Raw genomic sequence first — 15,514 nt, 5'->3', positions numbered from 1 at the left:
TCAGAGGCTGACCCAGGACCCCGACTTGGCGGCCCGCGCCGCCGCGTCCGCAAGTTCGAGCGCGGCAAGCCCGTCCGCGCCCGTCACCTCGGGCGGGATGCCTTCGGTGACCGCCGCGATGAAGGCGGCGATCTCGGCGGCGTAGGCCTCGAGGTAGCGGGTCATGAAGAAGTCGAGAAGGACGGGCTTGGCGAAGCCTGACGCATCGGCCACCACGATGTCGGCGGCACGCTGGTTTTCCGCCTGCGCCATCCCCAGCGAGCCCGCGACCTCGATCCTCTGGTCGTAGCCATAGCTCGCCCGGCGCGAGTTGGTGATGACGATCTGCGCCCCGCTTTCGGCCTCCATCGTCACGATCGCGGTGTCGTAGTCGCCCAGACGCCCGATCCCCGGATCGACCAAGGCCGAGGCGACGGCGGCGACGCGGGCGATGGGTTCGCCAAGCAGGAAGCGCGCCATGTCGAAATCGTGGATCATCATGTCACGGAAGATGCCGCCCGACCGTTCGATGTAGGCATGCGGCGGCGGGGCGGGGTCGCGGCTGGTGATCACGACCTGCTCGACCCGACCCACGCGGCCGGCGTCGATCGCACCCTTCAGCGCGCGGAAATGCGGATCGAAGCGGCGGTTGAACCCGACCATCAGCACCGTGCCCGTGTCCGCGACCACCTTGAGGCACTGCTTGACCCGCCCGATGTCGAGGTCGATGGGCTTTTCGCAGAAGATCGCCTTTCCGGCGCGGGCGAACTGCTCGATCAGGTCGGCGTGCGTATCGGTCGGCGTGCAGATCACGACCGCGTCCACCCCGGGATCGCGCGCGATCGCGTCGATCGTGTCGACCCGGGCGCCATAGGCCGCGGACAGCGCCTGCGCGGCTTCGGGCATGGCATCCGCCACGGCGACGAGGCGGGCGTCGCGGTTGCCGCCCACGGCGCGGGCATGGACCTGCCCGATGCGGCCGGCCCCGAGGATTGCGATGTTCAGCGTCATGTGTCGATCTCCGCGATGGTGACGCGGCGGCCCTCGTGGGACGCCCGCGCGATGGCATGGATGACCTTCTCGAACTCGAGGGCCGCCTCGAAATCGGGGTGATTGCGCGGTCCGCCGGCGATGGCCCGAAGGAAGCCGGCAAGCTCGATCGCCTTGAGGTCGTTGAAGCCAAGCTGGTGGCCCGGCGCCGGCACGAAGGCGCCGAAGGGCGGATGCTCGGGTCCGGTCAGGATGGTCCGAAAGCCCTGTTCGGCCCTCGGACCTTCGTTGACGTAAAGCCGAAGCTCGTTCATCCGCTCCTGCTCGAAGACGATCATGCCCTTCGTTCCATGGACCTCGAACCCAAGCGAGTTCTTCCGGCCCCAGGCCGAGCGCGAGCTCATGAAGACGCCACGGACGCCCGAGGCAAAGCGCAGAAGTGCCGAGGCGACATCCTCGTTCTCGACTTCGCCATAGCCTTCGCCGTCGGGCAGCGGGCGGCGGGGATAAACGGTCTGGATCTCGGCCAGGACGCTGTCGACCGGCCCGGCCAGACCGCACAGCAGCGACACTAGGTGGCAGCCAAGATCGCCAAGCGTTCCCAGCCCAGCGTCGGCGATGCGGGCGCGCCAGGTCCAGGCAAGCTGCGGGTCGGCCTGGTAATCTTCGTCGACCCAGCCGCGGACGTGAACGATCCGGCCGATGGTGCCGCCCTCGATCAGGCGCTGGGCGTGGGTGAAGGCCGGGTTGGCGACGTAGTTGTAGCCGACCTGCGTCCGGGTTCCCCCGGCACGGGCGGCCCGCGCCATGTCGGCGGCGTCGGCCAGCGTCAGCGCCATCGGCTTTTCGCACCAGACGTGCTTGCCCGCGGCAAGGGCGGCAAGGGCCATCTCCTTGTGCAGGCTGTTCGGCGTGGTGATCGACACGACGTCGACCGCCGGGTCCGTCACAAGCACGCGCCAGTCATCGGTCGCGCGGGCGAACCCGAATTGCCGGGCGAATTCCGCGGCCTTGTCGGCGGGCGTGTCGCACAGACATTCCAGGCGCACCTCGGGCAGGTCGCCGAAGATCGCCCCGGCGCTGCGCCACGCCAGGGCATGCGCCTTGCCCATGAAGCCCGTTCCGATCAGGCCGACGCCAAGGGCGCGGGGGCCGGTCATCTGGCGACCCCTCCTTCTGGCCCGATCGCACGCAGGGCCGCGCGCGCGGCGGCCTCGATCGGGGCCTCGACCTGGCTCAGGATCGCGACGCGGTCGAAGACCTGCGGGTCCGACGCCAGCGCCTCGCGCAGCGCGGCCCCGAAGACCATCCGCAGTTCGGTCCCGATGTTGAACTTGCAGATGCGGCTGCCATGCGCCAGCGCGCGACGCTGCGCTATGGGCACGCCCGAGCCGCCGTGAATCACCAGCGGCACCGTCGTCACCGCCTCGATCGCGCGGATCCTGTCTTCGTCGAGGCCGCCCTCGTGGTTCTGCTGAAGGTGGACGTTGCCGACCGAGATCGCCATGGCGTCCACCCCGGTCGCCGCGGCGAACGCGGCCGCCTCGTCGGGATCGGTCCCGCGCGAGGATTCGCCCTCGGAATAGCCGACAAAGCCGATCTCACCCTCGCACGAGACGCCGGCGACATGGGCGATTTCGGCGATGCGTCCGGTGTCCTCGATGTTCTGGGCCAGCGGTGTGCGCGAGCCGTCGAACATCACTGAGGTGAAGCCGCTGTCGATCGCGATCCGGCATTCCTCGGCGGTGTAGCCGTGGTCGAGGTGCGCGACGACGGGCACGGACACGCTGTCCGCAAGCGCCCGGAACATCGCCCCCAGAACCGGCAGCGGCGTATGCTTGCGACAAGACGGGCCGGCCTGAAGGATGACGGGCAGGCCCTCGGCCTCGGCGGCGCGGACATAGGCGCGCATGTCCTCCCACCCCAGACAGACAAGGCCGCCGACGGCGTATCCCCCGGCCAAGGCGGGTTGAAGCACGTCGCGAAGCGTCGCCAGCGTCATTTGAACTTCGCCACCATGTCGAGGATGCCGGGAATAGTCTTCACCTGATCGGCGTGGGTGGGCTGGAAATACTGCACCAGCGACCGCTGCGAGAGGCCGCCGAGGATGGTGAAGTAATACATCTCGTAGCCCGGCATGACCACGCAGGGATGATAGCCGCGGTCGATGCAGACGGTCGATCCGTCGACGATGTGATAGGCCTCGCCGACCCCGCCATCCTCGCGCTGCAGAAGTTGCAGCCCCGAGCCGTGCTTCGGCCGGAAGCGGAAATTGTAGGTCTCGTCGTGCCGCGTCTCGTCCGGCAGGCGGTCGGTGTCGTGCTTGTGGCTGGGAAAGCCGGACCAGCCGCCCTTGCCCACGGTGTAAAGCTCGCTCACCAGCAGGCGGCCGACCCGCCCGGCCTGCTTCTGCCCGAGGATGTGCTTGATCTTGCGGTGCGTCTTGGTGTCGTCCGAGCCATATTGCACAAGGTCGATCTCGTCGGCGCGGACCGCGAATGGCGCAAGCACCTCGTCGAACTTCGCCCCGGCCACGAAGACCTCGGCGCTGTCCGACCGGCAGGTAATCGTGGCCTCCTGCCCGCTTGGCACATAGACGCCCTCGGGCTCGCCGTCCCAGACGTCGGTGCCGCGCCTGCCGATGGCCTCGGCCGAGAATGCGCCGACGCGCACGTCGATCGTTCCCGTTGCGGGAACGATGCAGGTCTCGTAGCCCGGCACCGCATAGGTGAAGCTGTCGCCGCGGGTCAGGCACACGATGTTGAAGTAGTTGAGCGGCACCGTGGCGTCGCCGGCGGCGACGATCGGTTCGTTCGCGTTGTCGTAGGGTTCGATGTGCATTTGGCCTCGCTCAGGCGGCGGTGGGGCCGGAATGTCCGGCGAGGAAGGCGCTGAGTTGCGCCTCGTTGGGCATCGCCGGGGCGCATCCGGGCCGCGCCACGACGATCGCCGCGCAGGCCGAGCCGCGAAGAACCGCGTCCCGCAGGTCCTGCCCGGCGGCCAGTCCCGACAAGAGACCCGCCATGAAGCTGTCGCCCGCGCCCGTCGGCTTGAGCGCGGTGACGGGATAGATGCCGGTGCGGATCTCGCGGCCGCCGGCAAAGGTGATCGCGCCCTTCTCGCCCATCTTGTAGACGACGATCTCGGCCGTCGACGACGCAAGATCCTGCGCCTTCTGAAGCCCCTTCGCCATGTCGCCCGCCATGAAGCCAAACTCTTCGTCATTGCCCACGATGATGTCGCTGGCGGCCCCGGCGCGCGACAGCACCTCGGCCGCGACGTCGGCCGAGGGCCACGAATAGGGGCGGTAGTCCACGTCGAAGATCACCGGCAGACCGCACGCCCGCGCCCTTTCGAACGCATGGAAGGCGGACCCGCGCGACGGTTCGGCGGCAAAGACGGTGCCGGCCGTGATGAAGGCGCCGTAGTCGGTGAAATCGACGCGGTCGACATCCTCGGCCGTCACCTGGAAATCGGCGGCGCCGTTGCGATACAACACGGTCTGGTGATCCTCGACCCGGCTTTCGTAGATCGCCAGCGAGGTGCGGTATTCGCCCCTGATGCGCTTCACATAGCGCGTGTCGACACCGTAATCTCCCAACTGCTTCAGGCAGAACCAGCCGACCGCGTCGTCCGAGACGGACGTGATCAGCGCGGCATGGCCGCCGAACTTGCACAGGCCCGCGGCGATGTTCGCCGACGACCCGCCAAGCCCGCAGTCGAAGCGTATCGCGTCGCGGGTGCGCGTGCCCGGCGGATCGGGAAAGAGGTCCATCCCCACGCGGCCGAAGACGGCGAAGCGATTGCGCGCGATCCCGTCGAGCGTGGTGGTCATACCCCCCTCCTCTGCCGGACGCGGGCGGCCTCGACGTCGGCATGGGCGGCGCGCACCTTTGCGCTGTCGGACACGGCCGGGGTGCCGACTTCCCACCAGGCGTGGCCCTGGGTCGTCCAGCCGTCATAGGCATCGACGCTCATCACGATCACGCTGGTGCGGTCGGCGGCCTTCGCGCGCCGGAACGCCTCGGCCAGTTCGGAGGGGTTCGCCACCACTTCGGACCGCGCGCCCATAGCGGCGGCATGCGCCGCGAAATCGACGGCGAAGGGTTCGGGGACGGTCGGGCAATCCGCGATCAGGTTGTTGAAGCTTTCGTTGCCGGTGTTGTTCTGAAGCTTGTTGATGACAGCGAAACCGCCGTTGTCGAGGACAAGGATGATCAGCTTCTTGCCCGTCAGCACCGACGAATAGATGTCGGAGTTCATCAGAAGATACGACCCGTCACCGACGAAGACGATGGTGTCGGCGTCGGGTTCGGCCTCGGCCTGAGCGATGCGCGCGCCCCAGCCGCCGGCGATCTCGTAGCCCATGCAGGAAAAGCCGAACTCCACGTCGACCGTGCCGACGCCAAGCGTCCGCCAGTTCGCGGTCACCTCGGCCGGAAGGCCGCCGGCGGCCGCCACCACGCGGTCGCGCGAACCGCACAGGTCGTTCACGACGCCGATCGCCTGGGCATAGGAATTGGGGCGGTTGCCGGGGCGCACGTTCTCGGCCACGTAGGCGTCCCATTTGCGGCGTTCGTCCCGGGCGAATTCGGTCCAGGTCTCGGGCGCGCGATAGCCGCCAAGCGCGGCACCTAGCGCCGTCAGCCCCAGCTTGGCGTCGCCCACCACCGGAAGCGACAGATGCTTGCCGGCATCGTGCCGCGCCGCGTTGATCGAGACAAGGCGCGCGTCCTGCGCGAAGGCCGTCCAGGACCCCGTGGTGAAGTCCTGCAGGCGGGTTCCGACCGCCAGCACCACGTCGGCTGCCTCGGCCACTGCATTGGCGCTGTCGGACCCGGTGACGCCGATGGGCCCGGCGTTCAGCGGATGCGTCGCCAGCAGGTTCGCGCGCCCGGCGATGGTTTCGACCACGGGGATGCCATGCGCCTCGGCGAAGGCAGTCAGTTCGGCCACCGCTCCGGAATACTGGACACCGCCGCCCGCGATGAGGACGGGCCGTTTCGCGCCGGCCAGCGCCACCGCCGCCTCGGCGACCTCGCCAGTGTCGGGGGCCTGCCGGCGGATGCGGTGCACACGCTCGTCGAAGAACGATGCCGGATAGTCGTAGGTCCAGCCCTGCACGTCCTGCGGCAGCCCCAGGAAGGCCGGCCCGCAGTCTGCGGGGTCAAGCATCACCGCCAGCGCGGCGGGCAGCGACTGGATGACCTGCGCGGGATGGGTGATCCGGTCCCAATAGCGAGTCACGGCCTTGAAGGCGTCGTTCACGCCCAGGGTCGGATTGCCGAAGTGTTCAAGCTGCTGAAGCACGGGGTCGGGCAGACGGGTCAGAAAGGTGTCGCCGCACAGCATGAGCATCGGCAGGCGGTTGGCATGGGCCAGCGCCGAGGCCGTCAGCAAATTCGCGGTGCCCGGCCCCGCCGAGGCGGTGCAGAACATGAACCGGCGGCGCAGATGGTATTTCGCATAGGCGGCGGCAGCGAAGCCCATGCTTTGTTCGTTCTGGCCCCGGTACAGCGGTAGCGCGTCCTGCCGGCCGTAAAGCGCCTCGCCGAGGCAGGTCACGTTGCCATGACCGAAGATCCCGAATCCCCCGCCGCACAGGCGTGTCCGGACCCCGTCGATCTCGATGAACTGGGCGGCAAGATACCTGACGATCGCCTGGGCCGTGGTCAGTCGAATGGTTTCGCCCGGCATTGCGGCCTCCCTCCGTTCCGCTGCAAACGAACTGCACCCGTGATTGGTCATTGACCGTGGCGCGCTTTTGACGATACTCGAATTGCAACCGGTTGCAAACACTTTCAGGCGATGCCCACATGAAGCGGATCGGGATCGGAATCGTCGGCGGCGGCTACATGGGAAAGGCCCATGCCGTGGCGATGTCGGCTGTCGGCGCGGTCTTCGACACGCCCTTGCGGCCAGTGCTTGAAATGGTCGCGGCGTCCACTCCGGAAAGTGCCGCGCGCTACCGCGATGCCTTTGGATTCCGCCAGGGCACGGCCGACTGGCGCGACCTTGTCGCCGCGCCCGAAGTCGAGGCGGTGGTGATCGCCTCGCCCCAGGCCACGCACCGTCCGATCGCCGAGGCCGCCTTCGCCCTGGGCAAGCCCGTGTTCTGCGAAAAGCCGCTTGGCGCCTCGCTTTCCGATGCCCGGGCCATGGTGGCGGCGGCGCGTGACAGCGGCTGCGTCAACATGGTGGGCTTCAACTATGTCCGCACCCCGGCCACGCAGTTCGCCCGCAGGCTGATCGCCGGGGGCGAGATCGGCGATCTGGTCTGGTTCCGGGGCGAACACACGGAAGACTTCTACGCCGATCCCGCCGCGCCCGCCTCGTGGCGAACCGAAGGCGAGGCGAACGGAACCATGGGCGACCTTGCCCCCCACATGATCAACGCAGCGCTGGCGCTTGCCGGCCCGATCACATCGGTCATGGCGCAGATCGATACGGTTCACACCGATCGGGGCGGCGTCGCCGTGACCAACGATGACCAGGCGCAGATGATGTGCCGCTTCGCGTCGGGCGCCTCGGGGCACCTCTTCTTCAGCCGTGTCGCCCATGGCCGGAAGATGGGCTATGCCTATGAGATCACCGGAACGAAGGGCGCGATCCGCTTCGATCAGGAAGACCAGAACGCGCTCTGGCTTTACCGCGCCGAGGGGCCCGAGGCCGGACGGGGCTTCACCAAGATCCTGACCGGTCCCGCGCATCCCGACTACGCGGCCTTCTGCCAGGGGCCGGGGCATGGCACCGGCTATCAGGACCAGATCATCATCGAGGCCCGCGATTTCCTTGCCGCCATCGCCTCGGGCAAGGCCATCTGGCCGACTTTCGAGGACGGACTTGCCGTGTCCGAGATCGTCGCCGCGGCCCGCAGTTCACATGCCGCACGGGCCTGGACGGACCTGCGGTCTTTTCAGGAGTGACCATGACCATCAAGATCGGCAACGCGCCCTGCTCGTGGGGGGTGGAATTTGCGGGCGATCCGCGCAACCCGGACTGGCGCGACGTCCTGCGGGACTGCGCCGAAGCCGGTTATGCCGGCATCGAACTTGGGCCGGTGGGCTTCATGCCCGAGGACCCGCCCCAAGTGGCCGAAGCCCTGGCCGAAAACGGGCTGGAGCTGATCGGCGGCGTCGTGTTCCGCGCCTTCCACGACCCCGCGCAGTGGGACGACGTTCTCGACGGGTCGGTGCGGACCTGCAAGGCGCTGCAGGCGCACGGGGCGCAGCACCTTGTGCTGATCGATTCGATATCGCCTCGCCGCGCACCGACCGCTGGCCGGTATGACGCGGCCGAACGGATGGACGCCGCCGAGTGGGCCGCGTTCCGCGACCGCATCGCCCATGTCGCCCGCATGGGGGCCGAGGACTATGGCCTGACCGTGGGCATCCACGCCCATGCCGCTGGGTTCATGGATTTCGAACCCGAGCTCGAGCGGCTGCTGGACGAGGTGGACGACCGCATTCTCAAGATCTGCTTCGACACCGGGCACCATTCCTATGCCGGCTTCGATCCGGTGGCCTTCATGGAGCGGCACATCGGGCGCATCAGCTACATGCATTTCAAGGACATCGACCCGGCCGTGAAAGCCGACGCGATCGCGAAGGGCACAGGCTTCTACGAGGCCTGCGGACAGGGCATCTTCTGCAACCTGGGCGACGGTGACGTGGATTTCCCGCGGGTGCGGCAGATCCTGCTCGATGCCGGCTTCGACGGCTGGTGCACCGTCGAACAGGACTGCGACCCGACCCTGCCCGACACCGATCCGCTGCGCGACGCGCGGATCAACCGGGCCTACCTGGCCTCGATCGGCTTCTGAGGGGGCATCAATGGCACAACGACTTTCCTGGGGCATGGTCGGCGGCGGCGAAGGCAGCCAGATCGGCCCCGCGCATCGGCTTGGCGCGCAGGCCGACGGGCTTTATGCCTTTGTCGCCGGCGCGCTTGACGCCGACCCCGAAAAGGGCCGCGCTTATGCGCGATCGCTGGGCATCGCGCCCGACCGTGCCTATGGCGACTGGCGCGAGATGCTGGCGGGCGAACGCGGGCGCGACAACCGCATCGACCTGGTGACGGTGGCCACCCCGAACGCGACGCATTTCGAGATCACCAAGGGCTTCCTCGAGGCAGGCTTCAACGTGCTTTGCGAAAAGCCGATGACGATGACCGTCGAGGAAGGCGAAGAGATCGTGCGCGTCGCGCGCAAAAGCGGGAAGGTCTGCGCGGTGAACTACTGCTATTCCGCCTACCCGATGATCCGGCAGATGCGCGCGATGGTCGCGGCCGGCGATCTTGGCGCGATCCGCTGCGTGGTCGCGAACTTCAGCCACGGACACCACGCCGCCGGCGACGACGCCGAGAACCCGCGCGTGCGCTGGCGCTATGACCCGGCGCAGGCGGGCGTTTCGGGCCAGATGGCCGATTGCGGCATCCACGCCCTGCATCTGGCGTCGTTCATCCTTGGCGACGAGGTCGAAAGGCTGTCGGCCGATTTCGCCTCGACCGTGCCGGGACGCGTGCTGGAGGACGACGCGATGGTCAGCTTCCGCACTTCGCGCGGCACGGTCGGCCGGCTTTGGACCTCGACCATCGCGCTGGGGCGCCAGCACGGGCTCGACATCCAGATCTTCGGCGAGACGGGCGGACTTCGATGGGCATCCGAACAGCCGAACCAGGTCTATTATCACAGGCTTGGCGGGCGCGTCGAAATCATCGAGAAGGGCGAGGCCGGCATTTTCCCCGAAGCCGCGCGCCTGTCGCGCGTGGCGATCGCCCACCCCGAAGGCTTCCCGCTGGCGGTTGCGAACATCTACGTCGATCTCGCCGCCGCGATCCGGGGCGAGGCGACGGGCGCGCTGCCTTCGGCCGAGGATGGGTTGCGGTCGATGGCGGCGGTTCACGCCGCCGTCGCCTCGGCCGGCGCACAGGGCGCCTGGGTCGACGCGCGCCCGCCGATGTTCCGCTAGGCCCTGCCCGAGGCCGTCCGGCCGGGTCCGGGCGGCCTCAGGCAGGAAGCGGACGCAGTGTGCCGCGTTCGACGATCGAGCAGGGGAAAAGCCGCGCCTCCGGCAGGCGGTCGGGCTCGGTCAGCATCGAAACCACGAGGTCGATGGAACTTGCGATGATCTGCGGGATCGGCTGGCGGATCGTGGTCAGGTCGATGTTGTCCCAACGCGACATCTCCATGTCGTTCAGCCCGATCAGCCCGATATCGCCGGGCACCTTCAGACCTGCCGACTGGATCGCGCTGAGCGCGCCGATCGCGATGACATCGTCGCCGCAGAAATAGGCCTCGGCGGGGTCTGTCATCATGAGCTTCGTCATCTCGACCCGGCCGGCGTCGAAGGTGTAGGCCGAGGCAAAGCTGTGGCTGACCGTGACCCCCGGCCGGGCGGTCGCGACCTCGAGGAAGCCGGCGATGCGGTCCTGGGTCGAGGTGGCTGTCTCGGGGCCGCCCAGGAAGGCGATGCGGCGGTAGCCGCGCGCCAGAAGCGTCTGCGCCGCCATCCGCCCGCATTCCATGTTGTCGATGCCCACGACATGGGCATGGGGCGCGCTGTCGAACCGGCCGAACGAATGCACGACCGGCACCCCCGCCCGGCGGAAGGCGTGGGCGAAGTCGGGCGACAATGTCGACGAGGCCACGATCACCCCGTCGACCGAATACTGCCGCAGAAGCCGCACGGAATTCTGCGGGTCGGTCTCATCGGTCAGGTTCACCAACAACGGCCGAAGCCCCCTGTCCTGCAGGCCACGGGTGAACAGGTCGAAGACCTCAAGGAAGAACGGGTTGTGAAAGTTGTTGGCGACGAGGCCGATCAGCTTGGTGCGTCCGGTCGTCAGGCTCGATGCAAGCGCGTTCGGATGGTAGCCCAGCGCCAGCGCCGCCTTCTCGACCTTGCGGCGGGTCTTCTCGGAAACCGAGGCCCCTTCGGTGAAGGTGCGCGACACCGCCGAGCGTGAAACGCCCGCCAGTTCGGCCACATCCTTCAGCGTCACAGACATGGACAGAGAGTGGGGCGAAGCAGGGCTTTTGGCAATAGCGTTTGCAACCGGTTGCAAAATTTCTGGACTTGTGGTTTCCTGAGAATCGGAGAGGCGGGCAAACCGCCCGGCATTCCTGACGCACCACATCTGGGAGGATCAAATGAAGTCAGTTGTTGCATCCATCGCGATTGCAGCGGGCGTGATCACCGCGCCCGTCGCCGCCCTTGCCGAGGGCCATGAATCGCTCAACTACGTGCTCGTCAGCCACGCGCCCGACAGCGACAGCTGGTGGAACACCATCAAGAACGGCATCGCCCTTGGCGGCGAGCAGATGGGGGTCACGGTCGAATACCGGAACCCGCCGACCGGCGACCTTGCCGACATGGCGCGGATCATCGAACAGGCGGCGGCAAGCGGCCCGGACGGGATCATCACGACGCTGGCCGATTTCGACGTGCTCTCCGGCCCGATCCGGGATGCCGTGGCCTCGGGCGTGGATGTCATCATCATCAACTCGGGCACACCCGAGCAGGCGCGCGAGGTCGGTGCGCTGATGTACGTGGGCCAGCCCGAATACGATGCGGGCTACGCCGCAGGCCTTCGCGCGAAGTCGGATGGCGTGGGATCGTTCCTCTGCGTGAACCACTACATCTCGTCGCCCTCCTCGACCGAGCGGTGCCAGGGCTTCGCTGACGGTCTTGGCGTGGAACTCGGCAACCAGATGATCGACAGCGGCCAGGACCCGGCCGAGATCAAGAACCGCGTACTTGCCTACCTGAACTCGAACCCCGACACCGATGCCGTTCTGACGCTTGGACCGACCTCGGCCGATCCGACGATCCTCGCGCTGGAAGAGAACGGCATGGCCGGCGACATCTACTTCGGCACCTTCGACCTTGGCACCGAGATCGTGAAGGCGATCCAGGCCGACGTCATCAAGTGGGGCATCGACCAGCAGCCGTTCCTGCAGGCCTACCTGCCGGTGATCGTTCTCGCCAACTACCACCGCTTCGGCGTCCTGCCGGGCAACAACATCAACTCGGGCCCGGGCTTCGTGACGAAGGACGCACTCGAGATGGTCGAGAAGTTCGCGGGCGAATACCGCTGATCCACGACAGGGGCGGCCCCACACCGGGGGCCGCCCTTCGATCCTGATCACTCGAAAACCGGGGGGAGAGCGTCGCGATGTCCGAGACAGCGCAGCCCACACCTGTAGCCGACGAACGCATCAAGGAGATCGCGGGCTGGCGCAAGGCGCTGATCCGGCCCGAACTTGGCGGGATCGTCGGAACCGTAGCGGTCTTTGTCTTCTTTCTGATCTTCGCCGCCGACAGTGGCATGTTCAGCGCGCAGGGTGTCCTGAACTGGTCGGTCGTCTCGGCGCAGTTCATGATCATCGCGGTCGGGGCCTGCCTGCTGATGATCGCGGGCGAATTCGACCTGTCCGTCGGTTCGATGATCGGTTTTTCCGGCATGATGATCGCGATCTTCTCGGTCACGCTGGGTTGGCCGGTCTGGATGGCCATCCTCGTGACCTTCGCGCTGGCGATCGCGATCGGGGCGCTCAACGGTTTCATCGTGATCCGCACAGGCCTGCCCAGCTTCATCGTGACACTGGCCTTCCTGTTCATCCTGCGTGGCTTCACCATCTATCTGCCGCAAACGATCGAGCGGAAGACGATCATCGGCGGCGTCTCGGACGTGGCGCAGGGGGACTGGCTGGCGCCGGTCTTCGGCGGAAAGATCCTGACCGGGTTCTTCACCTGGATGGGGGAAGCCGGCCTGATCCAGGTCTTCGACCGCGGCAACCGGGCCGGACAGCCGGTCGTCGACGGCATCCCGATGCTGATCGTCTGGGCGATCCTGCTTGTGATCTTCGGTCACATCCTGCTCACACGGACGCGGTTCGGGAACTGGATCTTCGCGGCCGGCGGCGATGCGCAGGCGGCGCGCTATGTGGGCGTGCCGGTGAACCGGGTGAAGATCCTGATGTTCATGTTCACCGCCTTCTGCGCGACCGTCTTCGCCACCTGCCAGGTGATGGAGTTCGGCTCAGCCGGGGCGGATCGCGGCCTTCTGAAAGAGTTCGAGGCGATCATCGCAGTGGTGATCGGCGGGGCGCTGTTGACGGGGGGCTACGGGTCGGTCATCGGGGCCGCGCTTGGCGCGCTGATCTTTGGCGTCGTCCAGCAGGGCCTGTTCTTCGCCGGCGTCGAGTCGAGTCTGTTCCGGGTGTTCCTGGGGGTTATCCTGCTTTGCGCGGTGATCCTGAACACCTACATCCGCCGCATGATCACGGGGGAACGCTGAAATGAACGCGCGAACCACGCACGAGCCGATCATCCAGATGAAGAATATCGAAAAGCACTTCGGACGGGTGATCGCCCTTGCCGGAGTGTCGGTCGACGTCTTTCCCGGCGAATGCCATTGCCTTCTAGGCGACAACGGCGCGGGCAAGTCCACCTTCATCAAGACGATGTCCGGCGTCCACAAGCCGACGCGGGGCGAGATCTTCTTTGAAGGCAGGCCCATGCACTTCGACGATCCGCGCGACGCCATCGAGGCCGGGATCGCCACGGTCTATCAGGACCTCGCGATGATCCCGCTGATGAGCGTCAGCCGCAACTTCTTCATGGGCAACGAGCCGGTGAAGAAGATCGCGGGTATGCCGTTCTACGACAAGGCCCATGCCGATCGCGTCACGATGGATGAGATGCGCAAGATGGGCATCAACCTGCGCGGTCCCGACCAGGCGGTCGGCACCCTTTCGGGCGGCGAACGCCAGACCGTCGCGATCGCGCGCGCCGTCCATTTTGGCGCGAAGGTGCTGATCCTCGACGAACCGACCTCGGCTCTGGGCGTGCGGCAGACGGCGAACGTGCTGGCAACCATCGACAAGGTGCGCAAGCGCAACATCGCGGTCGTGTTCATCACCCACAACGTGCGGCACGCGCTTGCGGTGGGCGACCGGTTCACGGTTCTCAACCGCGGACGGACACTTGGCACGGCGCAGCGCGGCCAGATCACCCCGGACGAGCTTCAGGACATGATGGCGGGCGGACAGGAGCTTGTGGCGCTCGAGGATTCGCTTGGCGGCACGGTCTGATCGGGAGCTGCCGAAGGTGGATGGTGACAGCGAACAGACGACCCCGCGCCGACGCCGACGCCATGCGGCGCTGGACGTGCGCCTGCCGTTCTTCCGGCCGCTCTGGCGACGCATCGCGACAGTCGCGGTGATCGCCGGCTGGACGGCGATGGAGCTTTGGGGCGGCAACCCCTACTGGGCGGTTCTGGCGGGCGGGATCGGCATCTACACCATCTACGAGTTCTTCATCGTCTTCGACCCGCGGGACTACGAGGCCGGAGAGAAGGAGAAGGGCTCATGATCGCAACCGGATACTTCGATACCGCGGACTGCCGCATCGACGCGTTCCGTGACCTGATCGACCGGCGGCTCGATCCCGCCCGGGTCCCGATGGCGGACCGGATCGAGAAAGAGGTGCCGGTCTACCGGATGGCGCATCTTGACCCGGTTCTGGCCGACGCTCCAGGCCGCCGCAGGCTGCTTGCCGAATGGGCCTGGGTGCTGGGCGAAGGCCCGGGGGTTCTGGCCCTCGAGGGCGCGGCCCGGGACACGGCCGTGATCGACCGGGCCACCGACGCCTATCTCGAGCTGATCGCGCGCGAGAAGGCCGCGGGCGCGGGCGGCGCCGACCACTTCGCGGCGGCCGGGGCGAACGACCGTCTGTGGAATTCCCTGCAGAAGCTCTGCGACGCGGATGCCGAGCTTTTTGCGCTTTACTTCGGAAACACGGCGATCGATGCGGTCTCCGAGGCCTGGCTTGGCCCGGGCTACCAGATGACAGCGCAGGTGAACCTGGTGCATCCGGGCGGCGCGGCGCAAGAGGCGCACCGCGACTATCACCTGGGCTTCCAGACCGCCGAGGCGGCCGCCGCCTATCCCGCCCACGTCCACGACCTGTCGCCGGTGATGACGCTTCAGGGCGCGGTCGCGCATTGCGACATGCCCGTCGAAAGCGGGCCGACGAAGCTTCTGCCGTTCTCGCAACTCTATCGCCCGGGCTACCTTGCCTATCGGCTGCCCGAATTCCGGGACCTGTTCGAGGCGCGCTGCATACAGGTGCCGCTGTCGAAGGGTGACGCGGTCTTCTTCAACCCCGCCCTGTTCCATGCCGCCGGGACGAACTGCACCGCCGACATCCACCGCATGGCCAACCTTCTGCAGGTGTCCTCGGCCTTCGGCAGGGCAATGGAAAGCATCGACCGCACCGGGATGTGCCGGCGGCTTTACCCCGCGCTTCAGGGGCTTCTGGCGGACGGCCGCATCGGATGGGCCGCGGCGCGTGCCGCGGTCCGCGCCGCGGCCGAGGGCTATGCCTTCCCCACGAACCTGGACACGGACTCGCCGACCGGCGGGCTTGCGCCCGAAACGCAGGCCACGTTCTTCCTGCGCGCCCTGGACGACGGCATGACGCCCGAAGCCTTCGACGCCGAACTGCTGCGCCGCGACGCGCGGCGCGTGGCCTGAGCGCGG

General features: G+C 67.4%; 15 protein-coding genes. 8 read left to right on the top strand and 7 right to left on the bottom strand.

The features are described 5' to 3' along the window. The 6 genes from iolG to iolD are packed head-to-tail and all read right to left on the bottom strand — an operon-like array spanning position 1 to position 6,666. A complete protein-coding gene (iolG, locus tag ACRDNQ_RS11415; RefSeq protein ID WP_431828769.1) occupies positions 1 to 990 on the bottom strand; it encodes an inositol 2-dehydrogenase in 990 nt (329 codons plus the stop codon). Then, positions 987 to 2,129, bottom strand: a complete 1,143-nt coding sequence (locus tag ACRDNQ_RS11410; RefSeq protein ID WP_431828768.1) for a Gfo/Idh/MocA family protein — start codon at positions 2,127 to 2,129, stop codon at positions 987 to 989. The genes iolG and ACRDNQ_RS11410 overlap by 4 nt, the downstream gene beginning before the upstream one ends. Beyond that, a complete protein-coding gene (locus tag ACRDNQ_RS11405) occupies positions 2,126 to 2,971 on the bottom strand; it encodes a class II fructose-bisphosphate aldolase (protein ID WP_431828767.1) in 846 nt (281 codons plus the stop codon). Before ACRDNQ_RS11405 ends, ACRDNQ_RS11410 begins: the two co-directional genes overlap by 4 nt. Continuing rightward, entirely contained in the window at positions 2,968 to 3,810 is an 843-nt protein-coding gene (locus ACRDNQ_RS11400; protein ID WP_431828766.1) for a 5-deoxy-glucuronate isomerase, read from the bottom strand. The genes ACRDNQ_RS11405 and ACRDNQ_RS11400 overlap by 4 nt, the downstream gene beginning before the upstream one ends. Positions 3,811 to 3,820: 10 nt before the next feature. Continuing rightward, on the bottom strand, positions 3,821 to 4,804 hold the full coding sequence (iolC, locus tag ACRDNQ_RS11395) for a 5-dehydro-2-deoxygluconokinase (protein ID WP_431828765.1): 984 nt from the start codon (positions 4,802 to 4,804) through the stop codon (positions 3,821 to 3,823). Continuing rightward, the gene (iolD, locus tag ACRDNQ_RS11390) at positions 4,801 to 6,666 is read right to left on the bottom strand and encodes a 3D-(3,5/4)-trihydroxycyclohexane-1,2-dione acylhydrolase (decyclizing) (RefSeq protein ID WP_431828764.1); all 1,866 of its coding nucleotides are present in this window, start codon (positions 6,664 to 6,666) and stop codon (positions 4,801 to 4,803) included. Before iolD ends, iolC begins: the two co-directional genes overlap by 4 nt. A gap of 119 nt (positions 6,667 to 6,785) precedes the next feature. Here iolD and ACRDNQ_RS11385 point away from each other — a divergent pair, with 119 nt between their 5' ends. Genes ACRDNQ_RS11385 through ACRDNQ_RS11375 form a run of 3 tightly spaced genes read left to right on the top strand, consistent with a single transcriptional unit; the run spans position 6,786 to position 9,938 of the window. Then, the gene (locus tag ACRDNQ_RS11385) at positions 6,786 to 7,895 is read left to right on the top strand and encodes a Gfo/Idh/MocA family protein (protein WP_431828763.1); all 1,110 of its coding nucleotides are present in this window, start codon (positions 6,786 to 6,788) and stop codon (positions 7,893 to 7,895) included. A gap of 2 nt (positions 7,896 to 7,897) precedes the next feature. Then, entirely contained in the window at positions 7,898 to 8,791 is an 894-nt protein-coding gene (locus tag ACRDNQ_RS11380) for a sugar phosphate isomerase/epimerase family protein (protein WP_431828762.1), read from the top strand. Positions 8,792 to 8,801: 10 nt separating this feature from the next. Continuing rightward, positions 8,802 to 9,938 (top strand): Gfo/Idh/MocA family protein, encoded by a 1,137-nt coding sequence (locus ACRDNQ_RS11375; protein WP_431828761.1) that lies wholly within the window; start codon positions 8,802 to 8,804, stop codon positions 9,936 to 9,938. A 37-nt stretch (positions 9,939 to 9,975) separates the two neighbouring features. On the opposite strand, the gene ACRDNQ_RS11370 is transcribed toward ACRDNQ_RS11375, so the two are convergent. Then, on the bottom strand, positions 9,976 to 10,977 hold the full coding sequence (locus ACRDNQ_RS11370) for a LacI family DNA-binding transcriptional regulator (RefSeq protein ID WP_431828760.1): 1,002 nt from the start codon (positions 10,975 to 10,977) through the stop codon (positions 9,976 to 9,978). Between the two features lie 142 nt (positions 10,978 to 11,119). Here ACRDNQ_RS11370 and ACRDNQ_RS11365 point away from each other — a divergent pair, with 142 nt between their 5' ends. From ACRDNQ_RS11365 to ACRDNQ_RS11345, 5 genes are all read left to right on the top strand, one after another. Continuing rightward, positions 11,120 to 12,067 carry a sugar ABC transporter substrate-binding protein gene (locus ACRDNQ_RS11365; protein WP_431828759.1) on the top strand — a complete coding sequence of 316 codons (948 nt, stop codon included), beginning with the start codon at positions 11,120 to 11,122 and terminating at the stop codon, positions 12,065 to 12,067. 77 nt (positions 12,068 to 12,144) lie between these two features. After that, positions 12,145 to 13,269, top strand: a complete 1,125-nt coding sequence (locus ACRDNQ_RS11360) for an ABC transporter permease (protein WP_431828758.1) — start codon at positions 12,145 to 12,147, stop codon at positions 13,267 to 13,269. 1 nt (position 13,270) lies between these two features. Further along, entirely contained in the window at positions 13,271 to 14,065 is a 795-nt protein-coding gene (locus ACRDNQ_RS11355; protein ID WP_431828757.1) for an ATP-binding cassette domain-containing protein, read from the top strand. Positions 14,066 to 14,081: 16 nt separating this feature from the next. Then, entirely contained in the window at positions 14,082 to 14,345 is a 264-nt protein-coding gene (locus tag ACRDNQ_RS11350) for a hypothetical protein (RefSeq protein WP_431828756.1), read from the top strand. Further along, positions 14,342 to 15,508: a phytanoyl-CoA dioxygenase family protein gene (locus ACRDNQ_RS11345; RefSeq protein WP_431828755.1), complete on the top strand. Its 1,167-nt coding sequence runs from the start codon at positions 14,342 to 14,344 to the stop codon at positions 15,506 to 15,508. Before ACRDNQ_RS11350 ends, ACRDNQ_RS11345 begins: the two co-directional genes overlap by 4 nt. Positions 15,509 to 15,514: the final 6 nt, after the last annotated feature.

The sequence above is a fragment of the Saliniferula longa genome (assembly GCF_050789285.1).
Taxonomy (GTDB): domain Bacteria; phylum Pseudomonadota; class Alphaproteobacteria; order Rhodobacterales; family Rhodobacteraceae; genus CAVPWP01.
The sequence above is the reverse complement of the archived record's forward strand: the minus strand, read 5'-3'. Positions and strand labels throughout refer to the sequence as shown.

What these genes read in the sequence shown, in the direction of transcription:
- ACRDNQ_RS11410 (WP_431828768.1), bottom strand. Translation starts at nt 2,129, where the DNA reads ATGACCGGCCCCCGCGCCCTTGGCGTCGGCCTGATCGGAACGGGCTTC.
- ACRDNQ_RS11380 (WP_431828762.1), top strand. Translation starts at nt 7,898, where the DNA reads ATGACCATCAAGATCGGCAACGCGCCCTGCTCGTGGGGGGTGGAATTT.
- iolD (WP_431828764.1), bottom strand. Translation starts at nt 6,666, where the DNA reads ATGCCGGGCGAAACCATTCGACTGACCACGGCCCAGGCGATCGTCAGG.
- ACRDNQ_RS11400 (WP_431828766.1), bottom strand. Translation starts at nt 3,810, where the DNA reads ATGCACATCGAACCCTACGACAACGCGAACGAACCGATCGTCGCCGCC.
- ACRDNQ_RS11345 (WP_431828755.1), top strand. Translation starts at nt 14,342, where the DNA reads ATGATCGCAACCGGATACTTCGATACCGCGGACTGCCGCATCGACGCG.
- ACRDNQ_RS11365 (WP_431828759.1), top strand. Translation starts at nt 11,120, where the DNA reads ATGAAGTCAGTTGTTGCATCCATCGCGATTGCAGCGGGCGTGATCACC.
- ACRDNQ_RS11385 (WP_431828763.1), top strand. Translation starts at nt 6,786, where the DNA reads ATGAAGCGGATCGGGATCGGAATCGTCGGCGGCGGCTACATGGGAAAG.
- ACRDNQ_RS11405 (WP_431828767.1), bottom strand. Translation starts at nt 2,971, where the DNA reads ATGACGCTGGCGACGCTTCGCGACGTGCTTCAACCCGCCTTGGCCGGG.
- iolG (WP_431828769.1), bottom strand. Translation starts at nt 990, where the DNA reads ATGACGCTGAACATCGCAATCCTCGGGGCCGGCCGCATCGGGCAGGTC.
- ACRDNQ_RS11375 (WP_431828761.1), top strand. Translation starts at nt 8,802, where the DNA reads ATGGCACAACGACTTTCCTGGGGCATGGTCGGCGGCGGCGAAGGCAGC.
- ACRDNQ_RS11370 (WP_431828760.1), bottom strand. Translation starts at nt 10,977, where the DNA reads ATGTCTGTGACGCTGAAGGATGTGGCCGAACTGGCGGGCGTTTCACGC.
- ACRDNQ_RS11360 (WP_431828758.1), top strand. Translation starts at nt 12,145, where the DNA reads ATGTCCGAGACAGCGCAGCCCACACCTGTAGCCGACGAACGCATCAAG.
- ACRDNQ_RS11355 (WP_431828757.1), top strand. Translation starts at nt 13,271, where the DNA reads ATGAACGCGCGAACCACGCACGAGCCGATCATCCAGATGAAGAATATC.
- iolC (WP_431828765.1), bottom strand. Translation starts at nt 4,804, where the DNA reads ATGACCACCACGCTCGACGGGATCGCGCGCAATCGCTTCGCCGTCTTC.